The sequence below is a fragment of the Enterococcus sp. DIV0240d genome, assembly GCF_051711245.1.
In the GTDB taxonomy this organism is placed as follows: Bacteria; Bacillota; Bacilli; order Lactobacillales; family Enterococcaceae; genus Enterococcus_D; species Enterococcus_D casseliflavus.
This window is the reverse complement of the sequence record NZ_JBIOMG010000001.1, coordinates 2,652,501-2,675,748: the sequence shown is the minus strand read 5'-3', so window position 1 is coordinate 2,675,748 and position 23,248 is coordinate 2,652,501. Positions and strand designations below refer to the sequence as shown.

17 protein-coding genes, 2 tRNA genes and 2 rRNA genes (1 of these 21 running past the window's edge) are annotated in these 23,248 nt (G+C 42.1%); 17 read left to right on the top strand and 4 right to left on the bottom strand.

The genetic code is table 11. The features are described from left to right. The first annotated feature begins 113 nt into the window (after positions 1-113). Both IGJ25_RS12650 and IGJ25_RS12645 read left to right on the top strand, forming a co-directional pair. Positions 114-680, top strand: coding sequence for a TetR/AcrR family transcriptional regulator (locus tag IGJ25_RS12650; protein ID WP_010749693.1), 567 nt, complete (start codon positions 114-116; stop codon positions 678-680). Positions 681-764: 84 nt separating this feature from the next. After that, a tRNA-Ser gene (locus IGJ25_RS12645) sits at positions 765-852 on the top strand. Between the two features lie 215 nt (positions 853-1,067). Here the strand turns inward: IGJ25_RS12645 and IGJ25_RS12640 are convergent. Then, a complete protein-coding gene (locus tag IGJ25_RS12640) occupies positions 1,068-1,727 on the bottom strand; it encodes an Ltp family lipoprotein (RefSeq protein ID WP_225001163.1) in 660 nt (219 codons plus the stop codon). A 228-nt stretch (positions 1,728-1,955) separates the two neighbouring features. Here IGJ25_RS12640 and IGJ25_RS12635 point away from each other — a divergent pair, with 228 nt between their 5' ends. After that, positions 1,956-2,144: a hypothetical protein gene (locus IGJ25_RS12635; protein ID WP_016608598.1), complete on the top strand. Its 189-nt coding sequence runs from the start codon at positions 1,956-1,958 to the stop codon at positions 2,142-2,144. A gap of 59 nt (positions 2,145-2,203) precedes the next feature. Here the strand turns inward: IGJ25_RS12635 and IGJ25_RS12630 are convergent, their stop codons facing one another. Continuing rightward, the gene (locus IGJ25_RS12630) at positions 2,204-2,353 is read right to left on the bottom strand and encodes a hypothetical protein (protein ID WP_005229155.1); all 150 of its coding nucleotides are present in this window, start codon (positions 2,351-2,353) and stop codon (positions 2,204-2,206) included. A gap of 466 nt (positions 2,354-2,819) precedes the next feature. On the opposite strand from IGJ25_RS12630, the gene asnB reads away from it, so the two are divergent. Next, positions 2,820-4,715 carry an asparagine synthase (glutamine-hydrolyzing) gene (asnB, locus tag IGJ25_RS12625; protein WP_010749664.1) on the top strand — a complete coding sequence of 632 codons (1,896 nt, stop codon included), beginning with the start codon at positions 2,820-2,822 and terminating at the stop codon, positions 4,713-4,715. A 53-nt stretch (positions 4,716-4,768) separates the two neighbouring features. On the opposite strand, the gene IGJ25_RS12620 is transcribed toward asnB, so the two are convergent. Further along, positions 4,769-5,572 (bottom strand): Cof-type HAD-IIB family hydrolase, encoded by an 804-nt coding sequence (locus IGJ25_RS12620; RefSeq protein ID WP_005229159.1) that lies wholly within the window; start codon positions 5,570-5,572, stop codon positions 4,769-4,771. A gap of 261 nt (positions 5,573-5,833) precedes the next feature. Between IGJ25_RS12620 and IGJ25_RS12615 the strand changes: the two genes are divergently transcribed. Beyond that, positions 5,834-7,273: an NCS2 family permease gene (locus tag IGJ25_RS12615; protein ID WP_225001162.1), complete on the top strand. Its 1,440-nt coding sequence runs from the start codon at positions 5,834-5,836 to the stop codon at positions 7,271-7,273. A gap of 101 nt (positions 7,274-7,374) precedes the next feature. Continuing rightward, entirely contained in the window at positions 7,375-8,580 is a 1,206-nt protein-coding gene (locus tag IGJ25_RS12610) for a multidrug efflux MFS transporter (protein ID WP_005231893.1), read from the top strand. A gap of 47 nt (positions 8,581-8,627) precedes the next feature. Here IGJ25_RS12610 and IGJ25_RS12605 read toward each other — a convergent pair whose 3' ends face one another. Then, positions 8,628-8,810: a YjzD family protein gene (locus tag IGJ25_RS12605; RefSeq protein WP_008377814.1), complete on the bottom strand. Its 183-nt coding sequence runs from the start codon at positions 8,808-8,810 to the stop codon at positions 8,628-8,630. Positions 8,811-8,957: 147 nt separating this feature from the next. Between IGJ25_RS12605 and dnaE the strand changes: the two genes are divergently transcribed. From dnaE to IGJ25_RS12550, 11 genes are all read left to right on the top strand, one after another. Continuing rightward, positions 8,958-12,269, top strand: a complete 3,312-nt coding sequence (gene dnaE / locus IGJ25_RS12600; RefSeq protein ID WP_225001161.1) for a DNA polymerase III subunit alpha — start codon at positions 8,958-8,960, stop codon at positions 12,267-12,269. Positions 12,270-12,430: 161 nt separating this feature from the next. After that, the gene (pfkA, locus tag IGJ25_RS12595; protein ID WP_005229169.1) at positions 12,431-13,393 is read left to right on the top strand and encodes a 6-phosphofructokinase; all 963 of its coding nucleotides are present in this window, start codon (positions 12,431-12,433) and stop codon (positions 13,391-13,393) included. 83 nt (positions 13,394-13,476) lie between these two features. Continuing rightward, positions 13,477-15,261 (top strand): pyruvate kinase, encoded by a 1,785-nt coding sequence (pyk, locus tag IGJ25_RS12590; protein ID WP_005229179.1) that lies wholly within the window; start codon positions 13,477-13,479, stop codon positions 15,259-15,261. 195 nt (positions 15,262-15,456) lie between these two features. Beyond that, entirely contained in the window at positions 15,457-16,017 is a 561-nt protein-coding gene (locus tag IGJ25_RS12585) for a YceD family protein (RefSeq protein WP_010749661.1), read from the top strand. Between the two features lie 56 nt (positions 16,018-16,073). After that, a complete protein-coding gene (gene rpmF / locus IGJ25_RS12580) occupies positions 16,074-16,253 on the top strand; it encodes a 50S ribosomal protein L32 (RefSeq protein ID WP_005229191.1) in 180 nt (59 codons plus the stop codon). A gap of 185 nt (positions 16,254-16,438) precedes the next feature. Further along, a complete protein-coding gene (gndA, locus tag IGJ25_RS12575) occupies positions 16,439-17,860 on the top strand; it encodes an NADP-dependent phosphogluconate dehydrogenase (protein ID WP_005229192.1) in 1,422 nt (473 codons plus the stop codon). Positions 17,861-17,999: 139 nt separating this feature from the next. Then, entirely contained in the window at positions 18,000-18,686 is a 687-nt protein-coding gene (locus tag IGJ25_RS12570) for a response regulator transcription factor (protein ID WP_005229193.1), read from the top strand. A 14-nt stretch (positions 18,687-18,700) separates the two neighbouring features. After that, positions 18,701-20,206, top strand: a complete 1,506-nt coding sequence (locus tag IGJ25_RS12565) for a HAMP domain-containing sensor histidine kinase (RefSeq protein ID WP_034696083.1) — start codon at positions 18,701-18,703, stop codon at positions 20,204-20,206. A 614-nt stretch (positions 20,207-20,820) separates the two neighbouring features. Beyond that, positions 20,821-22,379 (top strand): 16S ribosomal RNA (locus tag IGJ25_RS12560). A gap of 76 nt (positions 22,380-22,455) precedes the next feature. Beyond that, a tRNA-Ala gene (locus tag IGJ25_RS12555) sits at positions 22,456-22,528 on the top strand. Positions 22,529-22,707: 179 nt separating this feature from the next. Then, a 23S ribosomal RNA gene (locus tag IGJ25_RS12550) occupies positions 22,708-23,248 on the top strand (it continues 2,374 nt past the right edge of the window). The 16S and 23S rRNA genes sit together here with 1 tRNA gene alongside, the layout of an rRNA operon.

Genomic DNA, 23,248 nt, shown 5'->3' with positions numbered 1-23,248 from the left:
TTCGTTTTTAATGAACAAAGTGAATAGAAATAAGATAACGGATGGAGTGTTTTATTTTAAAAAAATGAATATCTCGGTTACAATTAAATAAATATAAAAAGGGGGATTTATTGATGCGAAGGAAGGTCTATACAAGAGAACACATTTTGAAGGCCGCTTATGAACTGATCAATAGAGAAGGTTTTGGCAATTTTACGGCCCGGAATATCGCTAAGCACATGGGAATTTCTACTCAACCGATTTATCTTGAGTTCGAAAATATGCAGGACTTAAAAAATACCTTGGTGGAGGCTGTTTTCAAAGATTTATCGGAAAATGTTTTTCCAGTTGTTCGAACAGGAGACAAACTTGTTGATTTAGGCCTGAATTATATACGCTTCGCTCAAGAGCAGCACAATCTCTACATCGCCCTTTTTATCGACGACTATGGCGGTGGGAAATTGATGCATGATTTTTCATCGACCTATTTCAAATCCTTGATCAAATCAGAAGAAAAATATGCGGATCTTTCAGAAGATGCGGTAAATGCACTACATAATGGCGCATGGATCGTTGTGACTGGTTTGGCTTCCTTAATGTCGGCGGGTATCATCACACCCACCGATGACCAGATCATCAAAATCATCAACGAGACCATTGAAGGCGTAATCGAAAAGAAAGATAGCTACATCTTCGATTAAAGAACAAAAAATCTGCATCCCATTACTTATTGGGTGCAGATTTTTCTTGACATTTTTAATAAAACTAGCGAAAATAACTGTTATGGAGAGTTGGCAGAGTGGTAATGCAGCGGACTCGAAATCCGCCGACCCGGTTCATCCCGGCGCGCAGGTTCAAATCCTGTACTCTCCTTATATCAACGCTTTGGAGCGTTTAGCCTATCTTTTGAGATAGGCTTTTTTGTTTGTTGTGGGCAGAGGCGTGGGCAGAGAAGCTAACTGACTGCCGAGTTTGCTCGATGACCATCTGAAAAAACCTCAGCCTAGACTCGATCTGGAAATCAACAGAAATGTACGTCAATTCGCTGGACCCTTTTTTGCTTGTAGTCCTGCAACAAACGAAAAGAATCAATCGGGCAAACGCGCTAAGGCGTATTCAATTTGTTCAGAAGTAAAGCCTTCAAAGGAAAGTTGGCTCGCCACACGCTCATCTGATAAGGATAAATTTTGCGAGTAGCGAATCGCTTTTTTCAATGCTTGCTCATTCCAATCGGCATCCACGGTGGCTACGGCAAAGTCTGCTGCGCTCTCAGAAAAATCTTCATAGAGTAGTTGGCGTTTCAAGCTCGACTGAGAAAACGCATTGCTGGATAAGTATCTTTCTGCACGATTCAGTGCATTTCTTTCTTCACGAGAAAGTTGAGGTGCATGTTGCTCGTTGTTTGCGGGTTCTTCTTGTTGCGCGCTGCTTGCTTCGTTGTTGCCAGCTGTTTGTTCTCCTTGTGGTTGTTCCATGGAAGCAGTGGCATCGCCAAAGGATTCATTTTTCCTTGCTTCGTTACGTAAAGAAAGGCTTAATTGCGCAGTGATGCTATCGAAAGACGTCACATCTTGGTAGAAGGACAAGCCACCATACGAAAACAAGACAATAAAGGCGGAAGCGACAATGAGAAAAACATTTCGATCTCGTTTGTTTTTTTGAGTTATCAACCCAATATAAAATAAGATAATGCCAAAAATGAAACCGATCAAACCGATAAAAAACAAACCAGCGAAAAATGTAGCCATAAGCATCCCCCCTAAGAAAACAGTTTCCTAAATTTAATAGTACTATGTCTGGAATCAGAAAACAGATTTGTCTTTTCATGACTAGAGGAAAAGAATGATTTGACAAATGTAACGTGTATGCCATTAATGGATCATTCATATGTATTAAAGAAGTGACGCTCAAGAATTACTGGTGAAATCGCTGGTAAACGAAATGAAAGTACAGTTGTATCAGTAGGAGGGAAGAAGATGGATTTTCAAGAAAAAGATTACTTCATGCGTTACACAAAAATTGCGGCACAGGGATTGAGCAAGTTTATTACGCAAGGATCTGTTGATGAAATCTTACAGCTGGATGAACAGCAAAGTGGACAGAAGCAAGAAGCGGATACTGCAAAAGACAAAAGCGAGCCAAAAAACAAGAAAGCACCTAGCTAATTTTTTCCTTAGCGAGGTGCTTTCAGTACGAATCGGTATCCTTCATTTGGATAAACTCCTTATGCAGTTTTTTTCAATTCTTGTACAGCTTGCTCGATCGTAATTCCAGTCGCAAAATGATTCGCATCTTTTTTATCGAAAACGATAAATAAATTCAATTTGGTATCCAGAGTTACACGATATTGTAGATCTGTGTTATAGAATGTCATAGTCATTCTCCTTTCTTAAAACTTGTCATTGAAAGGCAACGGTTAGTTGATAACGAAATTCCATAGTTAGAATAACACTTTTTTTCACATTCGTCCAATAAAACTATCAAACGAACGAATCTGACTGATCCTTTTCAAGAAATCAATGCCTGAGAATGGCAGCAAAAGAAGTTTCCTGGAGTCAGTAAATTCGGGAAAAGTATCTTTGTATATTTTCAGAAAAATAGAATTCATAAAAAATTTCTTAAGAATTTTGAGGATAGCTATTTTCTTAGATAACAAATTTGTAAGATTGAGAGTATGAGATGGTTGGAAACCTTGATATCATAAGGTTTGTCTCCAAATTATGTTTTGTGCAAAAATATATTGATTGTATTTTTTTGAAAAAGAGATCGTATCTCTTGAATTCTATGGTATGATTTACTTTAGAAAAATGAAAATGGATTATGAAAACGGATGTGAAAATATGTGCGGAATTGTCGGCTTTGTCAATTCAAAAGACCAAAAAGAAATCATTATTGAACGCATGATGGACCGGATCGTTCATCGCGGACCAAACAGTTCAGGAAAATTTACCGACGACCAAGTAGCGTTAGGGTTTCGTCGTTTATCGATCATCGACTTAGAAGGTGGCTCACAACCGATTTTTAACGAGGATCGAACAAAAGTCATTATTTTTAATGGGGAAATCTATAACTTTCAAGTGTTGCGGGAAGAATTGATCCAAGCAGGTCATGTTTTTTCTACCCATGCGGATACCGAAGTAGTCTTACATGGCTATGAGGAGTGGGGCATTGATGTTTTGCAGCGCCTGCGGGGAATGTTTGCTTTTGCCATCTGGGATACTCAAAAACAAGAGCTTTTCGGCGCACGGGATCACTTTGGGATCAAACCATATTACTATGCGCAAATGAATGGCAGTTTTATGTTTGGTTCTGAAATCAAGAGCTTTTTGCCTCATCCAGATTTCAAGAAAGAGTTGAACCAAGAGGCGTTGAAACCTTATTTGACTTTTCAATACTCGCCTTTGAACGGAGAAACCTTCTTTAAAGGCGTTCATCGTTTGCAAGAAGGGCATTATTATTTGTTTAATGAACAGGGATTGACGATCAAGCAGTATTGGGATGCAGATTTTTCAGTGAAAGAAAATCATTCAAGAGAAGAATGGGTCGACAAAATCGATCAAGCAGTCCAGGAATCAATTGCCGCTCATCAAATCAGTGATGTTGAAGTCGGCTCATTTTTATCCAGTGGTGTCGATTCAAGTTACGTAGCTTCTGTCTTGCGACCAGATCGCTCGTTTTCAATCGGGTTCGATGACAAAACCTACAACGAAGCGATCGAGGCCCGCAAATTGACGGAAAAACTTGGTTTGAACAACACAGCAGCGGTCATCGATGGTGAAATGTCCTTTGAAGCATTCCCGTTGATTCAGTATCACTTGGACGAACCAGATTCTAACCCAAGCTGTGTCCCTTTGTACTTTTTAGCCAATCTGGCAGCACAGCAAGTGCGAGTCGTTCAATCTGGGGAAGGGGCAGATGAATTATTTGCCGGTTATGCTGCTTATGGCTTCCACACAAACTCTAAAGCGGTGCGCGTTTTTGCCCAAGGGTTGAAAAAATTGCCACAAAACATCCGCTTTCGTTTGGGACGTCAAATCGGCAAAATGAAAAACTTCCATGGTCGAATCCATCTTTATGAAGCAACGGCACCTGCCCAAGACTTCTTTATCGGGCAAGCACTGGTCTTTGAAGAAGAGGAAGCACTGCAGCTTTTAAAACCAACGTATCAAAAAGGACCCTCTGTTGCTGAAATCGTTGCGCCTCATTACGAGAAAGTCAATGGTCTCAAAGACGAGGTCAATAAGATGCAATATTTAGATCTTCATCAGTGGATGCCGAAGGATATCTTGTTAAAAGCAGACAAAATGTCCATGGCGAGTTCCTTGGAATTACGTGTTCCTTTATTGGATATCGAGATGCAGAAGTTGTCGCAAACGATCCCGACGAAATATTTGATCAATCAAAACAACACCAAAGATGTGTTTCGACAAGCGTCAAACCGTCATTTGCCAAAAGAGTGGGCAAACCGTGAAAAACTCGGCTTTCCTGTACCTATCAAGGCATGGCTGAAAGAAGGAACAGGGTATGAAGCAGTCAAGAGCCTTTTTGAGTCAGACTTTGCGGCAACCTTCTTCGATCAAACAGCCATTTTACAAATGCTTGAAGACCATCGCCAAGGAAAACCGAATCTTCAGCGAAAAATCTGGACGATCTTTACGTTCTTGACCTGGTACAAAGTATTCTTTATTGATGAATCGATTCCAGAAGCCAAAGAAATCGTTTATGAAACACTTTGATTTGAATATGGCAGCAAAAAAAAAGCTGATGCGGACATCCCGCATCGGCTTTTTTATAGACCTAAATATTTTTCCAAGTAATCGACCATGCCATCTTCCGCATTGGTTTTGTCGGTAACATCATTGGCGATCGATTTTAATTGTTGCGTGCCATTCGCCATGGCAACGCCCCAGCCCGCATAATCTAGCATCTCCAAATCGTTGTGTTCATCACCAAAAGCGATGATATCTTGTCGATCCAAAGACAAAGAATCCGCGATCACCGAAAGACCAAGTGCTTTATGGACCCCTTTTGGTACGATCTCTAAGATAGCTTGAGGTCCGCCCCAGGTTCGAACATCGACCGCATCGTCGAATTGATCCTTGATACGTAAAGAAACAGATTCTGCTAATTCATTTTCGGTTTTCACTAGTAATGAAGTGGGGTCCGTTTTTAAATTTGCTAATAGATTTTTTTCGGAAGCATTGCCCGAAAAGAAAAAGTGCTGATCAAATCCGCTTAGGTCATCGATGAAAAAGGTTTCGCGATTTTCTGCTGCCACAAACGTCAGCCCCAGCTGCTCTTTTTGCGCCATGAGCTCAAACGCAATTTCTCGAGAGATCGAGTGCTCCATTTCATTTGCCCAGACTTGTCGAGGTTTATGGACTAACCCACCGTTAAAATTGACCATTGGTGTTGTGAGCGCCAATTCTTTATAGAATTGATCGCTCATACGAAAAGGTCTTCCTGTAGCGATGGTAACAAAGTGTCCCGCTTTGGTGGCGCGAACCAGTACCTCACGTGTGCGAGGGGAAAGTTGGGATTCAGTATTTAAGGTTGTGCCATCTAAATCAATGGCGATGATTTTTGGTTTCAAAAGACTCGCTCCATTCTCTTATGGTAGTGGCTTAAGTGTAACATATTTCTGTCATTTCACAATACAAGTAAGTTTTCGATAAGTTTTCATAATATTTACAAAGCAAAACACGAACATTAAACGTTTTTGGTTCGTTTTATTCGGAAAAAGGTTTGAAAAGCGAAAATTATTCCCTTATAATTTGTAATTGTTCGATGAAAAGCGCAATTATTCATTTTTTCTTTTCATAGAAACGATTAAAGTTCAGGAGTGAAACATAACATGGAAAAGTTTTTCAAATTAAAGGAGAATAAAACGACGGTTTCCACAGAAGTGATGGCTGGGGTCACCACCTTCTTCGCGATGAGTTATATTTTGTTTGTGAATCCGACGATTTTATCTGCTGCAGGAATGCCGTTTCAAGCTGTTTTCTTAGCAACGATCATCGCTTCAGTGATTGGTACCCTGATCATGGGCTTATTTGCAAATGTGCCTTACGCGCAAGCACCTGGAATGGGCCTTAATGCATTCTTCACCTTTACCGTCGTTTTTGGTTTGGGGTATACGTGGCAGCAAGCATTAGCGATGGTTTTCATCTGCGGCTTGATCAACATTTTTATCACGGTCACTCGTATCAGAAAAATGATCATCCATGCGATTCCAGAAAGCATGCAGCATGCAATTGGCGGCGGGATCGGGATCTTTGTGGCTTATGTAGGGATCAAAAATGCCAACTTGCTAAACTTCAGTGCAGACACTGCCGCAGTGACTGGTTCAGTTGTCGACGGTGAGACGATCGTGAGTGCCAATTTTAATGGGGGGATCGTCCCAGCTTTGGCGAATTTCAATAATGCACCTGTTTTGTTAGCAGTGATTGGTTTAGTAGTGACTACTTTATTAGTGGTGAAAAATGTTCGTGGGGCAATTATTTTTGGTATTTTAGGAACGACGATCATCGGTATTTTGATGGGTGTGGTGGATTTAAGTGCCATTGATTGGCATGGGAATTCATTAGGAAGTTCCATCAGCGAACTAGGCATCACATTTGGCGCTGCGTTTGGCTCTGAAGGAATGGGCTCACTATTCAGTGATTCTGCCAAAATCCCTCAAGTAATTATGACGATTTTAGCGTTTAGCTTATCAGATGTCTTTGATACGATCGGTACCTTTATCGGGACTGGACGTCGTACAGGGATCTTTTCGAAAAAAGATGAAGAAGCGGTTGAAAACAGTAACGGATTGAACACGAAGATGGATAAAGCCCTTTTTGCAGATGCCGTAGCCACTTCAGTTGGTGCCATCGTAGGGACCTCAAATACAACGACTTATGTGGAATCAGCAGCTGGTATCGGTGCTGGTGGACGCACGGGCTTGACTTCTGTTGTAGTGGCAGCACTCTTTGCAATCAGCAGTATCTTTTCTCCACTGATCTCAATCGTTCCCGCACAAGCGACAGCACCAGCGTTGATCTTAGTTGGGGTAATGATGATGGCTTCGTTTGCAGACATCAAGTGGACCGATCTAGAAGAAGCAGTTCCCGCTTTCTTCGCGTCTATTTTTATGGGCTTGTCTTACAGTATTTCCAATGGGATCGCTGTTGGTTTCATTTTCTACGCATTAGTGAAAATAGTGAAAGGAAAAGCCAACGAAGTGTCTCCGATCATCTGGGTCGTCAATGCGTTGTTTATCCTAAACTTTGTCATTTTGGCTTTGATCAGTTAAGTTTAATGAAGAAAATCTTTCTGTATGTTACCTGCAGAAAGATTTTTTTATTTGATTATTACTCACGATACGGTATAGTATTTGTGAAAGAAGGTTTGTAAATGAAGATTGATTGGAAACGAAATCTACTGATTTCATGGGTAGGTTGTTTTTTTACGGGTGCCAGTTTTAGTCTTGTCATGCCATTCATTCCCTTATATATAGAAGAGTTAGGCGCTCCAGAGAGTCAAATTGAGTTGTTTTCTGGATTAGCAATCTCAGTAACGGCGTTTGCGGCGGCTATCATTGCTCCAGTATGGGGAAATCTAGCAGATCAAAAAGGTCGTCGTTTAATGATGATTCGCGCGGCTGCGGGGATGACAGTGACGATGGGTTCTTTGGCTTTTGTACCGAATGTCTATTGGTTGTTGATCATGCGATTCTTTACTGGAATTTTATCGGGGTATATTCCCAATGCGACTGCGTTGATTGCTTCGCAGGCGCCTCGAGAAAAAAGTGGTTGGGCGCTTGGGACATTGGCTACAGGAGCCATCGCAGGGAATTTGATCGGTCCATCGATGGGTGGGGCGTTGGCGCAATGGTTTGGTATGAAAAATGTTTTTATCATTACTGGTGTTGTGCTGCTAATTACGCTCTTGCTTACGATTTTTCTCGTTCAAGAAGATTTTGAGCCGGTTGAAAAGGGCGATTTGCTGTCCATCAAAGAAATTTTTGGTCAAATCAAAAATATGCAGCTGCTTGTCGGTTTGTTTATTACGTCACTGATTTTACAGCTAGGTGTAACGAGTATCAGCCCGATCCTCACGTTATATATTCGTGATCTAAGCGGGAATAGTGGCAATATTTTGTTTGTCAGCGGATTGATCGTCTCTGTTGCTGGTGTTTCGGCAATCATCTCTTCGCCATTTTTAGGCAAAATCGGTGATCGTTACGGCAATCACAAGGTATTGTTAGGCGGTTTATTGCTGTCATTTTTCTGTTTCATTCCGATGGGCTTTGTCTCCACACCGTTTCAGTTGGGCGTGCTGCGCTTCTTGCTTGGTTTTTCGACGGGTGCGTTGATGCCGTCGATCAACACACTGATCAGCAAGATCACCCCGATGGAAGGGGTCAGCCGCATCTACAGCTACAACCAAATGTTCTCTAACTTTGGACAAGTGTTAGGTCCGATGGTCGGCTCAACGGTGGCAGCTGGCTTTGGTTATCCCGCCGTCTTTTGGGTAACTAGCGGGTTTGTACTGATCAATATTTTTATCTCAGGATTTAATTTCCGTAAAAGCTTGCGTAAAACGGACATCAGTGAATAGTTGAAAAGAAAAAAAAACCAGTTACAATAAAGGTAACTGGTTTTTTTTTAATGGCTTGTCTTTTCAGGCGCTGGTGCGATAATACCAACAAGAATGATCACCACACCTGTGACCAAAGAGATGATTGAAGTTAATTGAAAATCATAAGTTGCTCCAGCAAGTGAGCTGCCTAGATAGCCAACGACTTGACCTAATACAAAAGTCCAAAATAAAGTGACTAAGTAACGCATGACGACACCTCTTTTCTGCGTATCTTCCATTTCGACTTTAGTTTATCACAAAAATATTTATTGTAAAGATTTTCACTTTTTCATTTTGTTTTTCAAATCTAATTACTAGCAGAAAGAAAGAGAATTTTCATTTTTGGAGGGATTTCAATGTATTCACAGCTCACCACCTTAAGCGCCTATTCGTTGCTGCAAAGTACGATCAAAATTCCTCACTATATAGAGCAAGCCAAAAAGATGGGCTATCAGACGTTGGGTCTGACCGATCATAATGTTCTCTATGGCGCGGTCGAGTTTTATCAGCAATGCCTAGCACAGGGCATCAAGCCGATTTTTGGCGCTTTGTTCGACTGTACCTTCGGAGAGGGATCAATGTCCTTTCCGTTATACGTATTTGCAAAAAACCTCAAGGGCTATCAAACCTTGATGCGTTTATCAAGTGAAAAAATGATCACCGAGCAGTTGAATTTGGCTGCTTGTGATTCTTTGCAGGACCTCTTTGGTTTGCTGCCTGAAGGCGAGGGGTTTCTGCCTTCTCAGCACGATGATCTAGAAGCCAATCAAGAAGCACTGCGAGCAATCAGCCATAAATTTGATTCTGAGAGCTTGTTTTTAGGTATTACTAGCAAAGGGTTAGATCCAGAAACGATCGCTTGGTTTAACGAGCAAAACATTGCACCATGTGCCTATCAACCAATCGCGGCTTTAGCACAAGAAGAAGCCTTTGCAGTCAAAGTGATGACGCATATCAAAGAGGGCTCGCAAATTGAAGACTTTCGTCAGGCTAAAGAGCAAGGGGCTGCGCAGCTTTTTCTACAACCAGCAGACCAACTGACCGCGGCATTTGAAGAATGGTCGCAGGCATTGATGAATAATCAGCGGATTGCAGCTGAATGCGCCGTCGAGCTGCCGCTGCATCAGCGGCTGTTGCCTCATTACCCGCTACCAGCCGAAGAAAGCGCTGCGGACTATTTGCGGAAAATTTGTTTTGAGCGTCTGCCTCAGCGTGTTGCCCACGTTACATCGGCGTACGAACAGCGTTTGGATTATGAGTTGTCCGTCATCCATAAGATGGGCTTTGATGACTATTTCTTGATTATTTGGGACGTCATGGACTTTGCCCACCAACAAGAGATCGTTACCGGCGCTGGACGGGGATCGGCTGCTGGCGCACTGGTGGCATATGTTTTATCGATCACCGACGTGGATCCAATCAAATACGATCTTTTGTTTGAACGATTCTTGAATCCAGAACGTTACACGATGCCTGATATTGATTTAGACATTCCTGACAATCGCAGAGACGAGATTTTACAGTATGTGCGCCAAAAATACGGGCAAGAATATATGGCACAGATTGCAACGTTTGGCACCATGGCGGCCAAAATGGTTCTGCGAGATGTTTCTCGTGTCTTTGGTCTTTCGCAAAGTGAAGCCAATCGCTGGTCAAAAGCCATCCCCAATGCCTTGAAAATGACCTTAGATCTTGCTTATGAACAATCCAATCAGCTGCGAGAATTGGTGTCGTTTAATGAGCGAAACCAAGTAATGTTTCAAGTCGCCAAAATTTTAGAAGGCTTGCCACGTCACGTATCGACTCATGCCGCTGGTGTGGTGATCAGTGACAAGAATTTGCTTGATCTGGTTCCCTTACAAGAAGGCAGCGATGGGATCTGGCTGACCCAATTTACCATGAATGACGTAGAAGCCATCGGCCTATTGAAGATGGACTTTTTAGGCTTGAGAAACTTATCGATCATTGATAATACCTTGAAAGGCATTAAACGAATCAGCCAACAAATCGTTACCCAAAAGGAGATTCCTCTTGATGATCCAGCAACATTGCGCTTGTTTCAAAAAGGCGAGACCGCAGGGATCTTCCAATTTGAATCAGCGGGGATACGCAATGTGCTGCGTAAGTTAGGACCAGAAAGCATCGAGGATATTGCCGCAGTCAATGCCTTATATCGTCCAGGACCGATGCAAAATATCGATACCTTTATTAAGCGGAAAAAAGGACAAGAGCGTGTCTCTTATCCAGATGACAGCTTGATTCCGATTTTGCAAAACACTTACGGAATTATTGTCTACCAAGAGCAGATCATGCAGGTAGCTTCCAAAATGGCTGGTTTCAGCTTAGGACAAGCAGATATTTTGCGTCGAGCAATCAGTAAAAAGAAAAAAGACGTCTTGGATGAGGAACGTCGTCATTTTGTGCAAGGCGCCTTAGCCAATCAGTACGATGAAAAGACCGCCAATTTGGTCTATGACTATATCGAGCGGTTCGCCAATTACGGGTTTAATCGATCCCATGCGTTTGCCTATTCCTTTATCGGCTTTCAAATGGCCTATCTGAAGGTACACTATCCCGCACCATTTTTTGCTTCGATCCTACACTCGGTACGCAACACCGCCAGCAAAATGAAAGAATATTTAAATGAAGCCGCACGTTATGGCGTAGAAGTACTGCCGCCTTCGATCAATGCCAGTGGGTTTAGTTTTCAACTGCAAAATGAAAAACAAATTCGTTTTGGTTTCAGCAGTATCAAAGGAATCCGACGCGACATGATCCAAGACATTTTGGCAGAAAGAAAAGAGCATGGTAATTTCACGTCTATGGATCAATTTTTGCTTCGCTTAAATCAGCGTAACAGCAAATGGTTAAAATTGGATTATTTATTGCCGCTTTTGAGCATCGGCGTATTCGATGTGATCGCCCCCAATCGAAAACAAGCACTGATCCAGCTAGAAGGAAAGATCCAAAACATTACTTATAGTGGCGGCAGTTTGGATCTCTTAGAAACTATGGCATTAAAAGAAGAAGCCGTTGCCGATTACAAACTAGAAGAAAAACTGGCTTTGGAAGAAGAATACTTAGGTGTTTATTTGTCTGGCCATCCCGTGGAACAGTTTCAAAAATTGCACCAATTAAAACAAATCACTGATATTGCCGATCTGGTTCCGAATGAACGGGTGCGTATCCTTTTATATGTGCGCAAGATTCGAGAGATTCGAACGAAAAAGGGCGAACAAATGGCGTTTGTCGAAGGAACGGATGCCAGCAAAGAAGTGTCAGTAACGATTTTTCCCATCGTTTATCGACAAGTACGTTCCTTGATTGAAGAAAATGCTGTTCTTTATATCGAAGGAAAGGTCGAGGTAAGTCGTTACAATGGTGAAATCCAACTCATTGCTGATAAAATAGACTTAGCAGAAAACGTTCAAAATAAAATTGCGTCACAAACTTGTTACTTAAAGATTTCTGCTGAAGCTGAAACGTCGCACCTGCAAGCATTGTCGAAGGAAATGAAGCAGCATCACGGAAATATTCCAGTGGTGATGTTCTATGAAAGCAGTGGCAAAAAAGTGTTATTAGCAGAAGAAAACTGGGTGACGGATGAGCCGGACTTTGTCAAACAACTGATCGCATTATTAGGAAATGGAAATGTAATTTTCAAGTAATTTTCCGAAAACGGTAATTCAACTTACACTTTTTTCAACTTTTTCCCACTATTTCAAGACATTTTCATGGAATAATGGTAGAATATGTCTCGTGGTTATTACTTGAAAACTAGCAAACAGGGTCTTCCCTAAACAAAATCTTTTGATGAGGTGAAAGAATAATGAAACGCATTGGAATTCTAACCAGTGGTGGCGATGCACCAGGAATGAACGCAGCGATTCGCGCAGTTGTCAGAAAGGGTATTTTTGACGGACTTGAAGTATACGGAATCAACTATGGCTATGCCGGACTAGTCGCAGGCGACATTCGTCGCTTAGATGTTGCTGATGTTGGTGACAAAATTCAACGTGGTGGAACATTCTTATATTCAGCACGTTATCCAGAATTTGCGACACAAGAAGGACAATTAAAAGGAATCGAACAATTAAAGAAATTTGGCATCGAAGGGCTAGTCGTGATTGGTGGAGATGGATCTTACCATGGTGCGATGGCACTTACTCGTCACGGTTTCCCAGCGATCGGGATTCCAGGAACGATCGATAATGACATTCCAGGAACAGATTTCACGATTGGTTTTGATACAGCGATCAATACTGTCTTGGAATCCATTGACCGGATCCGTGATACAGCGACATCACATGTCCGCACATTCGTGATCGAAGTAATGGGTCGTGGTGCTGGCGATATCGCTTTATGGTCAGGTGTGGCCGGTGGTGCGGATGAAATCATCATCCCAGAACATGATTTTGACATGCAAGTTGTTGCTGATCGTATCCGTGAAGGACGCGACCGCGGGAAAAAACATTGCTTGATCGTTTTAGCCGAAGGTGTGATGGGCGGAAATGATTTTGCTGACAAACTTTCTGAATACGGCGATTTCCATACCCGTGTATCAATTCTAGGACACGTTGTCCGGGGTGGTTCACCAAGCGCTCGTGACCGTGTGTTAGCAAGTAAATTTGGTTCATATGCCGTTGAATTATTGCAACAAGGCAAAGGCGGTCTATGTATCGGTATCGAAAACAATGAAATGATTGCTTCTGATATCATCGATACCCTTGAAAACAATCGTCACAAACCAGATCTTAGCTTGTATAACTTGAACAAAGAAATCTCATTCTAAAGAGATTTTTAAAGCAACGCAACAGTAATTTTGTAAAAAAAGCTTATTAGCTATTTTAAATAAATGAATAGGAGCGTTTAGTAATGAAAAAAACAAAGATCGTAAGTACATTAGGACCAGCAAGTAACAGTGTGGAAATTATTTCTCAACTGATTGAAGCCGGTGCGAATGTCTTCCGCTTTAACTTCTCTCATGGAGATCATGAAGAACAATTAGCGCGTATGACAATGGTTCGTGAAGCCGTAAAGAAAACTGGTAAAGATGTCGGTATCCTTTTAGATACAAAAGGTGCTGAAATCCGTACAACTGTACAAAATACGACAGAAGCAGACTTTGGTCGTGCTGGATACATCCAATTCAACGTTGGCGATGAAACACGTATTTCAATGGATCCAGAACACAAAGGAACAAAAGAAAAAATTGCTGTAACTTATCCTGGTTTATTTGAAGATGTTCATGTGGGCGGACACATCTTGTTTGATGATGGCTTGATCGACATGGAAATCAAAGAAAAAGACGAAGCAACCCGTGAATTAGTGGTTGTCGTTAAAAATGCTGGAATGTTAGGATCACGTAAAGGGGTCAATGCTCCTGGCGTATCAATCAGCTTACCTGGTATTACTGAAAAAGATGCAGAAGATATCCGTTTTGGTCTTGATAACGATATCGACTTCATTGCCGCTTCATTTGTACGTAAAGCGCAAGACGTCTTAGAAATTCGTGAAATTTTAGAAGAAAAAGACATGACTCATGTGCAAATCTTCTCTAAAATCGAATCACAAGAAGGTATCGATAATATCGATGAAATCATCAAAGTTTCTGATGGTATCATGGTTGCCCGTGGTGACATGGGTGTTGAGATCCCTGCTGAAGAAGTACCAATGGTTCAAAAGAGCATCATCAAAAAATGTAACGCTGCTGGTAAATCAGTTATCACAGCAACACAAATGTTAGAATCAATGCAACAAAACCCACGTCCAACTCGTGCAGAAGCTTCTGACGTTGCCAATGCTGTCTTTGACGGTACTGATGCAACAATGCTTTCTGGTGAGTCAGCAAACGGTGACTACCCTGTTGAAGCAGTAGCAACAATGGCACGTATCGACGTGGAAGCAGAAAAAGCTTTATCAGAAAACAGCACTTTCCAAATCAACCAATTTGATAAAACAGATGTAACGGAAACAATCGGTTTATCTGTCGCGCGTGCAGCGAAAAACTTAGGGGTTAAAACAATCGTTGCTGCCACTGAATCTGGCTACACTGCAAAAATGATCTCTAAATATCGTCCAGATGCTGACATTTTAGCTGTTACATTTGACGAACGCACAAAACGCGGCTTGATGCTTAACTGGGGTGTGTACCCAACCGTTGCTGAAAAACCATCAACAACTGATGAAATGTTTGAATTAGCAGCAAAACAAGCAGTTGATTTAGGCTTTGCTAAAGAAGGCGATCTAATCTTGATCACAGCCGGTGTTCCTGTTGGTGAACGCGGAACAACCAACGTAATGAAGATCCAATTGATCGGATCAAAATTGCTTGAAGCGCAAGGAATTGGTGAAAAATCAGTTGTTGCCAATGCCGTGATTGCTCACAGTGCCGAAGAAGCAATTGCGAAAGCAAAAGATGGCATGATTTTAGTTGTACCAACAACAGATAAAGAATATATGCCAGCAATCGAAAAAGCAGCAGCTTTAGTTGTTGAAGATGGCGGCTTGACTTCTCATGCAGCAGTTGTCGGAATCGCGAAAGATCTACCAGTGATCGTTGGTGCCAAAGACGCAACAACAACTATCAAAGATGGCGAATTGGTTACTCTTGATTCTCGTCGCGGTATCGTTTATCGTGGAGAAACAACAGCGATCTAATGATTTTTAACGATTGATCAAGCAGCAGGCAAGTGCACGTTGTGCGCTTCCTGTTGTTTTTTTGAGAGTGTCGAAATCCCTTGAGAAAAGGCATTAAAATGACACGATTAAAAATGAAAAAGGTGTCAAGAAAATTTCATTGACAAAGCCTCAGAAGCCCTGTATAATTGCTTTTGTTGCTTAGGGGTGATAAAAATGAAATGGTCTTTATTGGAATTAAAAAAATACCAAGAGACACCGCTGATGTTTGAAGAAACACTTGACCTAAAAAGTCAACTGATAAAACGCGATGGACAGATCATTGATTTGTCTCCTGTAAAAGTAAAAGGGCTGATGAGTGTTGATAAGCAAGGATACTTGCTGCACTATCAAGTGGAAACGACGATGACATTGCCATCTACTCGTTCTTTGACACCTGTAGCGATTCCTTTTGATTTTTCAGTGGATGAACAATTCATGACACCAGAGCAATTTCAGCGTCGCGATGAAACGATCGTCGAAGAAGAAGTTTTGATCATTGAAGGTCAAACCATCAGCTTAGATGAATCAGTCGCTGATAACCTATTACTTGCGATTCCTTTGCAAGTCCTGACAGAAGAAGAAAAACAAGGTTCAGCAATGCCATCTGGCAACGATTGGGCTGTTTTGTCAGAAGAAGACTTTGCAAATCAAAAAGAAGCGCAAGCTCAACAAGTTGATCCTCGTCTTGCAAAATTATCCGAATTATTCAATGAATCAGATGACGATAACGCGTAGGATTGGAATAAATTGCAGCCTCAAGGTTGCGTTCATTAACAAGGAGGTGTAGCAAAATGGCAGTACCAGCTAGAAAAACTTCGAAAGCGAAGAAAGCAAAACGTCGTACACATTACAAATTGACAATCAACGGTTTGAACGAATGTGCAAACTGTGGTGAAATGAAAAAAAGCCACCATGTCTGCTCTAACTGTGGTCATTACGATGGCAAAGACGTAGCAACAAAAGAAGCATAATTCCTTTTTTTCAGAAAGAGGATTCTAAAACCTTAGGCTAACCATGGAGCCTGAGGTTTTTTTGTTTTTTTTGGAAAAGATGGAACTTTTCAGAAATATTTTTTGTCCATCGAAAGAGAATAGTTCAAAAGCAGGTACATTTGCGCTATAATGAAAAAGATAATTGAATCTTAGGAGGATGAAAGATGACAAAACAACAAATCGGCGTTGTCGGTATGGCTGTTATGGGCAAAAACTTAGCGTTGAACATCGAAAGCCGCGGTTATTCAGTTGCCTTATTTAACCGTACTGGTTCAAAGACAGAAGAAGTAGTAAAAGAACATCCAGATAAAAATTTTAAAGCAACTTATACGATAGAAGAATTTGTCCAATCAATTGAAAAACCACGTCGTATTTTATTAATGGTAAAAGCAGGATTTGCGACGGATGCTACGATCCAAGAACTATTGCCTCATCTAGACAAAGGCGATATTTTGATCGATGGCGGAAATACCTTCTTTAAAGATACCGTTCGTCGTAACGAAGAGTTGGCAAACTCAGGAATCAACTTTATCGGTACGGGTGTTTCTGGTGGGGAAGAAGGCGCCTTGAAAGGTCCTTCGATCATGCCTGGTGGTCAAAAAGAAGCATATGAATTGGTTGCACCGATCTTGGAACAAATTTCAGCAAAAGCTGAAGATGGCACACCTTGTGTAACTTATATTGGACCAAATGGTGCGGGCCATTACGTAAAAATGGTTCATAATGGGATCGAGTATGGCGACATGCAGCTGATTGCGGAGTCTTATGACTTGATGCAAAACATTTTAGGTTTATCTGTTGATGAAATGGCTGATATCTTTGCCGAATGGAACAAAGGTGAATTGGATAGCTACCTAATTGAGATCACAGCGGATATCTTGACACGTAAAGACGATCAAGGAACAGGCAAACCGATCGTTGATGTGATCTTAGATGCTGCAGGCAATAAAGGAACTGGGAAATGGACGAGCCAAAGTGCCTTAGACCTAGGTGTTCCATTGCCATTGATCACTGAATCTGTTTTTGCTCGCTATATCTCAGCTTACAAAGAAGAACGGGTCAATGCCAGCAAAGTATTACCGAAACCAGAAGCGGTTGCTTTTGAAGGAAACAAAGAAGAATTTATCAATAAGATCCGTGAAGCCTTATACTTCAGTAAAATCATGAGCTATGCACAAGGCTTCGCGCAATTACGTACAGCATCAAAAGAGTACGATTGGGATCTTCCTTTTGGTGAGATTGCCAAAATTTGGCGTGCAGGCTGTATCATCCGTGCGCAATTTTTACAAAAAATCACGGATGCTTATGACAAGAACGCTGACATCGAAAACTTATTATTAGATGATTACTTCAAAGACATCACCAAACGCTATCAATCTTCTGTACGTGAAGTAGTTGCGCTAGCTGTCCAAGCGGGTGTCCCTGTGCCGACGTTCTCTTCTGCGATCGCGTACTTTGATTCGTATCGTTCTGATCGTTTGCCAGCGAACTTGATCCAAGCACAACGGGATTACTTCGGCGCGCATACGTATGAACGGACAGATAAAGAGGGAATTTTCCATTATTCATGGTATGACGAAGCGTAAGCTTCAAGAGAATTCAAAAGAGAAAGGCCGAAAGTGAGAACTTTCGGTCAATCTCTTTTTTATTTTTTAGATACATGATAAAATAAGACAGATAATGTCTATTTTAAAGGCAGAATAATCAATAAAGGGGCTATCAATAATGAGTAATATTCTAATCATTGAAGATGAAAAGAACTTAGCTCGATTTGTGGAATTAGAATTGAAGCATGAAGGGTATAATACCGAAGTTCATTACAACGGACGGACGGGACTGGATGCTGCGCTGAATAATGAATGGGATGCAATCTTATTGGATCTAATGCTTCCAGAGCTAAATGGGTTAGAAGTTTGCCGACGTGTGCGTCAATCGAAGAACACCCCGATCATCATGATGACCGCGAGAGATTCTGTGATTGATCGAGTATCAGGTTTGGATCATGGTGCTGATGATTATATTGTGAAGCCTTTTGCAATTGAAGAATTGCTGGCACGCTTACGTGCGTTGCTTCGCCGTATCGATATTGAAGGGGACAAAAACGTCGCAAAACAAACCACGATCACTTACCGCGATCTAACGATTGAAAAAGAAAACCGTGTCGTTCGACGTGGAACAGATGTCATTGAACTAACGAAACGCGAATATGAGCTATTGTTGACTTTAATGGAAAACGTCAATGTCGTTTTAGCCAGAGATGTTTTATTAAACAAAGTCTGGGGCTATGAGACAGAAGTTGAAACCAACGTTGTCGATGTTTACATCCGCTACTTACGGAATAAAATTGATGTACCAGGGGAGGAAAGCTATATCCAAACCGTTCGTGGTACAGGTTATGTGATGCGGTCGTGAACCTTAAAAAAAGAATGAAAAAATTAAAAGAACTGAAGGGGCCTTCTTTAACTGTAAAGTGGGCCTTCGCAAGTTCTTTCTTTATATTCGTCGTATTTACGATCTTTGCTGTGATCACCTATAAAACATCGGTGAATTTGATCGTCGCTAAAGAAGAAAACAATGTGGAGCGGACGATGTCAGAGGTTGCTTCTCGTTTAGCCAATTCGGATCAAGAACTAACATTGGTTCGGACGTATCGTAATTTAACCAAAAATGATGCGGGGACGACGAGCATTTATGATCGCACTTCAACGATCGATGGCAACTTAATGAAAATCGATTCCTTTATTTCGGAATTAGGCCAAGCGCCGTTGAGCTTGTTTGTTTATAATTTGAATGAGGATCTTGTGTTTAAAACCCATGAGAATGATTTAGCACTGATCGACACGCAGCGCAAAGCGCCAACCATCGTAACGCTGGATGGTATCACAGGCTTTCTCTCGATCCAACCCATCTATTCAAAAGGCACCAGAGAGCGGATTGGCTATGCACAAACATTTTATGAATTGACTTCTTTTTACGAAATACGCAGCAAACTGCTGCTGACTTTGATTATCTTAGAAGTCGTTTCTCTGATTCTTAGTAGTGTGCTTGGGTTCTTTTTATCAGCGTATTTCCTTCAGCCGTTAAAGGTCTTGCGAGATACGATGGAAACCGTTCGGAAAAACCCACAGTCAACGGTGCATATGCCAGAATTAAATACGAACGATGAACTGTCTGATTTAGCAGATATCTTTAACGAAATGCTGGATCGCATGCGCCTATACATTGAACAGCAAGAGCGATTCGTCGAAGACGTTTCTCATGAGTTGCGAACGCCTGTGGCGATCATTGAAGGACATATGAATCTGTTGCAGCGTTGGGGAAAAGACGATCCAGAGATTTTGGATGAGTCTCTGGCAGCCAGTATGCAAGAGATCAGTCGGATGAAGACGCTAGTACAGGAGATGTTGGATCTCTCAAGAGCGGAACAAGTGGATGTTCATTATGCAAATGAAACAACCAATGCAAAAGAAGTTGTCTATCAAGTCTTCAATAACTTTAAAATACTGTATCCGGATTTTGTTTTTACATTGGATGATGACTTATACCATGAGTTGAAGCTGAAAATCTATCGCAATCATTTTGAACAGATCATTATTATTGTCTTGGATAACGCAGTGAAATATTCCACTGATCGAAAAGAAGTTCATCTGTCCATTTCGTTGGATCGGCAATCCTTTGAAATTGCCATTCAAGACTTTGGTGAGGGAATCTCCAAAGAAGACCTCGACAAGATCTTTAATCGTTTCTATCGGGTAGACAAAGCCCGTGCTAGAACCAAAGGCGGAAACGGGCTAGGGCTATCTATTGCGAAACAGTTATTGGAAAGCTATAAAGGAAAAATTTCAGCAGAGAGTGTCATCGGTCAAGGAACGATCTTTCGAATCTATATACCGATCGTTCAATCAGAAGATCGGACGAAAAGAGAACGTTAGGCGAAAAGCTTAAGTTCTCTTTTTTTATCCATTAATGATAGATTTAGCCGCAAAATACTTCTTATAAACGAACGTTCGAATCGTTTGACAATGAATAATTCGCTTATAAAAATAGTTGCCAAAAAGCCTATTTTTTTAGTTGATTTTTCCTTTAAGAATTGCTATATTATTACTTGTCCTTGTTAAGACATTTGTAACAAACACTGATTGATTTTTTTTGAAATTAGTTGTTGACGAAACATTTTACAAGTGTTATTATAACAAAGTCGAAAAAATATCATCTCTGAAAAACCTAATAAATCAAAAAAACTTTTCAAAAAAGTGTTTGACATATAACGGTTGAGATGGTAAGATAAAAAAGTCGCTGAGGTTAAGAAAGAAGTTAAATAACAACTTCTTGAAAAAAACTTTTAAAAAAGAGTTGACAAACAAACGTCCCTCTGATATGATATAAAAGTTGCTAACACAGCACGGTAGACCTTTGAAAACTGAACAAAGCAAGCAAACGAACCAATGTGTAGGACGTTTCAATTTATTGAAACAAATACATGCAAGCAATAGCTAGCAAAGTTAATTTTTATGAGCTTAATGACCGTATGGTCATTCAAACAAATCATTATGAGAGTTTGATCCTGGCTCAGGACGAACGCTGGCGGCGTGCCTAATACATGCAAGTCGAACGCTTTTTCTTTCACCGGAGCTTGCTCCACCGAAAGAAAAAGAGTGGCGAACGGGTGAGTAACACGTGGGTAACCTGCCCATCAGAAGGGGATAACACTTGGAAACAGGTGCTAATACCGTATAACACTATTTTCCGCATGGAAGAAAGTTGAAAGGCGCTTTTGCGTCACTGATGGATGGACCCGCGGTGCATTAGCTAGTTGGTGAGGTAACGGCTCACCAAGGCAACGATGCATAGCCGACCTGAGAGGGTGATCGGCCACACTGGGACTGAGACACGGCCCAGACTCCTACGGGAGGCAGCAGTAGGGAATCTTCGGCAATGGACGAAAGTCTGACCGAGCAACGCCGCGTGAGTGAAGAAGGTTTTCGGATCGTAAAACTCTGTTGTTAGAGAAGAACAAGGATGAGAGTAAAATGTTCATCCCTTGACGGTATCTAACCAGAAAGCCACGGCTAACTACGTGCCAGCAGCCGCGGTAATACGTAGGTGGCAAGCGTTGTCCGGATTTATTGGGCGTAAAGCGAGCGCAGGCGGTTTCTTAAGTCTGATGTGAAAGCCCCCGGCTCAACCGGGGAGGGTCATTGGAAACTGGGAGACTTGAGTGCAGAAGAGGAGAGTGGAATTCCATGTGTAGCGGTGAAATGCGTAGATATATGGAGGAACACCAGTGGCGAAGGCGGCTCTCTGGTCTGTAACTGACGCTGAGGCTCGAAAGCGTGGGGAGCGAACAGGATTAGATACCCTGGTAGTCCACGCCGTAAACGATGAGTGCTAAGTGTTGGAGGGTTTCCGCCCTTCAGTGCTGCAGCAAACGCATTAAGCACTCCGCCTGGGGAGTACGACCGCAAGGTTGAAACTCAAAGGAATTGACGGGGGCCCGCACAAGCGGTGGAGCATGTGGTTTAATTCGAAGCAACGCGAAGAACCTTACCAGGTCTTGACATCCTTTGACCACTCTAGAGATAGAGCTTCCCCTTCGGGGGCAAAGTGACAGGTGGTGCATGGTTGTCGTCAGCTCGTGTCGTGAGATGTTGGGTTAAGTCCCGCAACGAGCGCAACCCTTATTGTTAGTTGCCATCATTTAGTTGGGCACTCTAGCGAGACTGCCGGTGACAAACCGGAGGAAGGTGGGGATGACGTCAAATCATCATGCCCCTTATGACCTGGGCTACACACGTGCTACAATGGGAAGTACAACGAGTTGCGAAGTCGCGAGGCTAAGCTAATCTCTTAAAGCTTCTCTCAGTTCGGATTGTAGGCTGCAACTCGCCTACATGAAGCCGGAATCGCTAGTAATCGCGGATCAGCACGCCGCGGTGAATACGTTCCCGGGCCTTGTACACACCGCCCGTCACACCACGAGAGTTTGTAACACCCGAAGTCGGTGAGGTAACCTTTTGGAGCCAGCCGCCTAAGGTGGGATAGATGATTGGGGTGAAGTCGTAACAAGGTAGCCGTATCGGAAGGTGCGGCTGGATCACCTCCTTTCTAAGGAATATTTCGGAAGACTACACATCGTTTGCCTTTGTTCAGTTTTGAGAGGTCTACTCTCAAGTAAATACCCGGGGCCTTAGCTCAGCTGGGAGAGCGCCTGCTTTGCACGCAGGAGGTCAGCGGTTCGATCCCGCTAGGCTCCATTAACGACAATGGTCGTTAAGCTTTGTTCATTGAAAACTGGATATCGAAGAAATAATCAAAACAAGTAACACACACCGAGTTGAAATGTTAAAAGAGTTTTTTAATAAGTTCAACGCTTATTTTCTTGAGCAACCTTCTATCGCTAGAAGAAGTACTCAAAACCGACCGTAAGGTCAAAGGTTAAGTGAATAAGGGCGCACGGTGGATGCCTTGGCACTAGGAGCCGATGAAGGACGGGACTAACACCGATATGCTTTGGGGAGCTGTAAGTAAGCTATGATCCAGAGATTTCCGAATGGGGGAACCCAGCATCTTTTATAGGATGTTACGTCTGCGTGAATACATAGCGCAGTCGAGGTAGACGCAGAGAACTGAAACATCTAAGTACCTGCAGGAAGAGAAAGAAAATTCGATTCCCTGAGTAGCGGCGAGCGAAACGGGAAAAGCCCAAACCAACAAGCTTGCTTGTTGGGGTTGTAGGACTCCGATATGGTAGTCTATTCAGATAGTCGAAATACTTGGAAAAGTATGTCAAAGAGGGTAAAAACCCCGTAGGCGAAATTTGGATAACACCTAGGAGGATCCTGAGTACGGCGGAACACGAGGAATTCCGTCGGAATCCGGGAGGACCATCTCCCAAGGCTAAATACTCCCTAGTGACCGATAGTGAACCAGTACCGTGAGGGAAAGGTGAAAAGCACCCCGGAAGGGGAGTGAAA

What these genes read in the sequence shown, in the direction of transcription:
- IGJ25_RS12630 (WP_005229155.1), bottom strand. Translation starts at nt 2,353, where the DNA reads ATGACATTCTATAACACAGATCTACAATATCGTGTAACTCTGGATACC.
- asnB (WP_010749664.1), top strand. Translation starts at nt 2,820, where the DNA reads ATGTGCGGAATTGTCGGCTTTGTCAATTCAAAAGACCAAAAAGAAATC.
- IGJ25_RS12650 (WP_010749693.1), top strand. Translation starts at nt 114, where the DNA reads ATGCGAAGGAAGGTCTATACAAGAGAACACATTTTGAAGGCCGCTTAT.
- IGJ25_RS12635 (WP_016608598.1), top strand. Translation starts at nt 1,956, where the DNA reads ATGGATTTTCAAGAAAAAGATTACTTCATGCGTTACACAAAAATTGCG.
- pfkA (WP_005229169.1), top strand. Translation starts at nt 12,431, where the DNA reads ATGAAACGCATTGGAATTCTAACCAGTGGTGGCGATGCACCAGGAATG.
- IGJ25_RS12585 (WP_010749661.1), top strand. Translation starts at nt 15,457, where the DNA reads ATGAAATGGTCTTTATTGGAATTAAAAAAATACCAAGAGACACCGCTG.
- IGJ25_RS12640 (WP_225001163.1), bottom strand. Translation starts at nt 1,727, where the DNA reads ATGGCTACATTTTTCGCTGGTTTGTTTTTTATCGGTTTGATCGGTTTC.
- IGJ25_RS12615 (WP_225001162.1), top strand. Translation starts at nt 5,834, where the DNA reads ATGGAAAAGTTTTTCAAATTAAAGGAGAATAAAACGACGGTTTCCACA.
- dnaE (WP_225001161.1), top strand. Translation starts at nt 8,958, where the DNA reads ATGTATTCACAGCTCACCACCTTAAGCGCCTATTCGTTGCTGCAAAGT.
- IGJ25_RS12605 (WP_008377814.1), bottom strand. Translation starts at nt 8,810, where the DNA reads ATGCGTTACTTAGTCACTTTATTTTGGACTTTTGTATTAGGTCAAGTC.
- IGJ25_RS12565 (WP_034696083.1), top strand. Translation starts at nt 18,701, where the DNA reads ATGAAAAAATTAAAAGAACTGAAGGGGCCTTCTTTAACTGTAAAGTGG.
- rpmF (WP_005229191.1), top strand. Translation starts at nt 16,074, where the DNA reads ATGGCAGTACCAGCTAGAAAAACTTCGAAAGCGAAGAAAGCAAAACGT.
- gndA (WP_005229192.1), top strand. Translation starts at nt 16,439, where the DNA reads ATGACAAAACAACAAATCGGCGTTGTCGGTATGGCTGTTATGGGCAAA.
- IGJ25_RS12570 (WP_005229193.1), top strand. Translation starts at nt 18,000, where the DNA reads ATGAGTAATATTCTAATCATTGAAGATGAAAAGAACTTAGCTCGATTT.
- IGJ25_RS12610 (WP_005231893.1), top strand. Translation starts at nt 7,375, where the DNA reads ATGAAGATTGATTGGAAACGAAATCTACTGATTTCATGGGTAGGTTGT.
- pyk (WP_005229179.1), top strand. Translation starts at nt 13,477, where the DNA reads ATGAAAAAAACAAAGATCGTAAGTACATTAGGACCAGCAAGTAACAGT.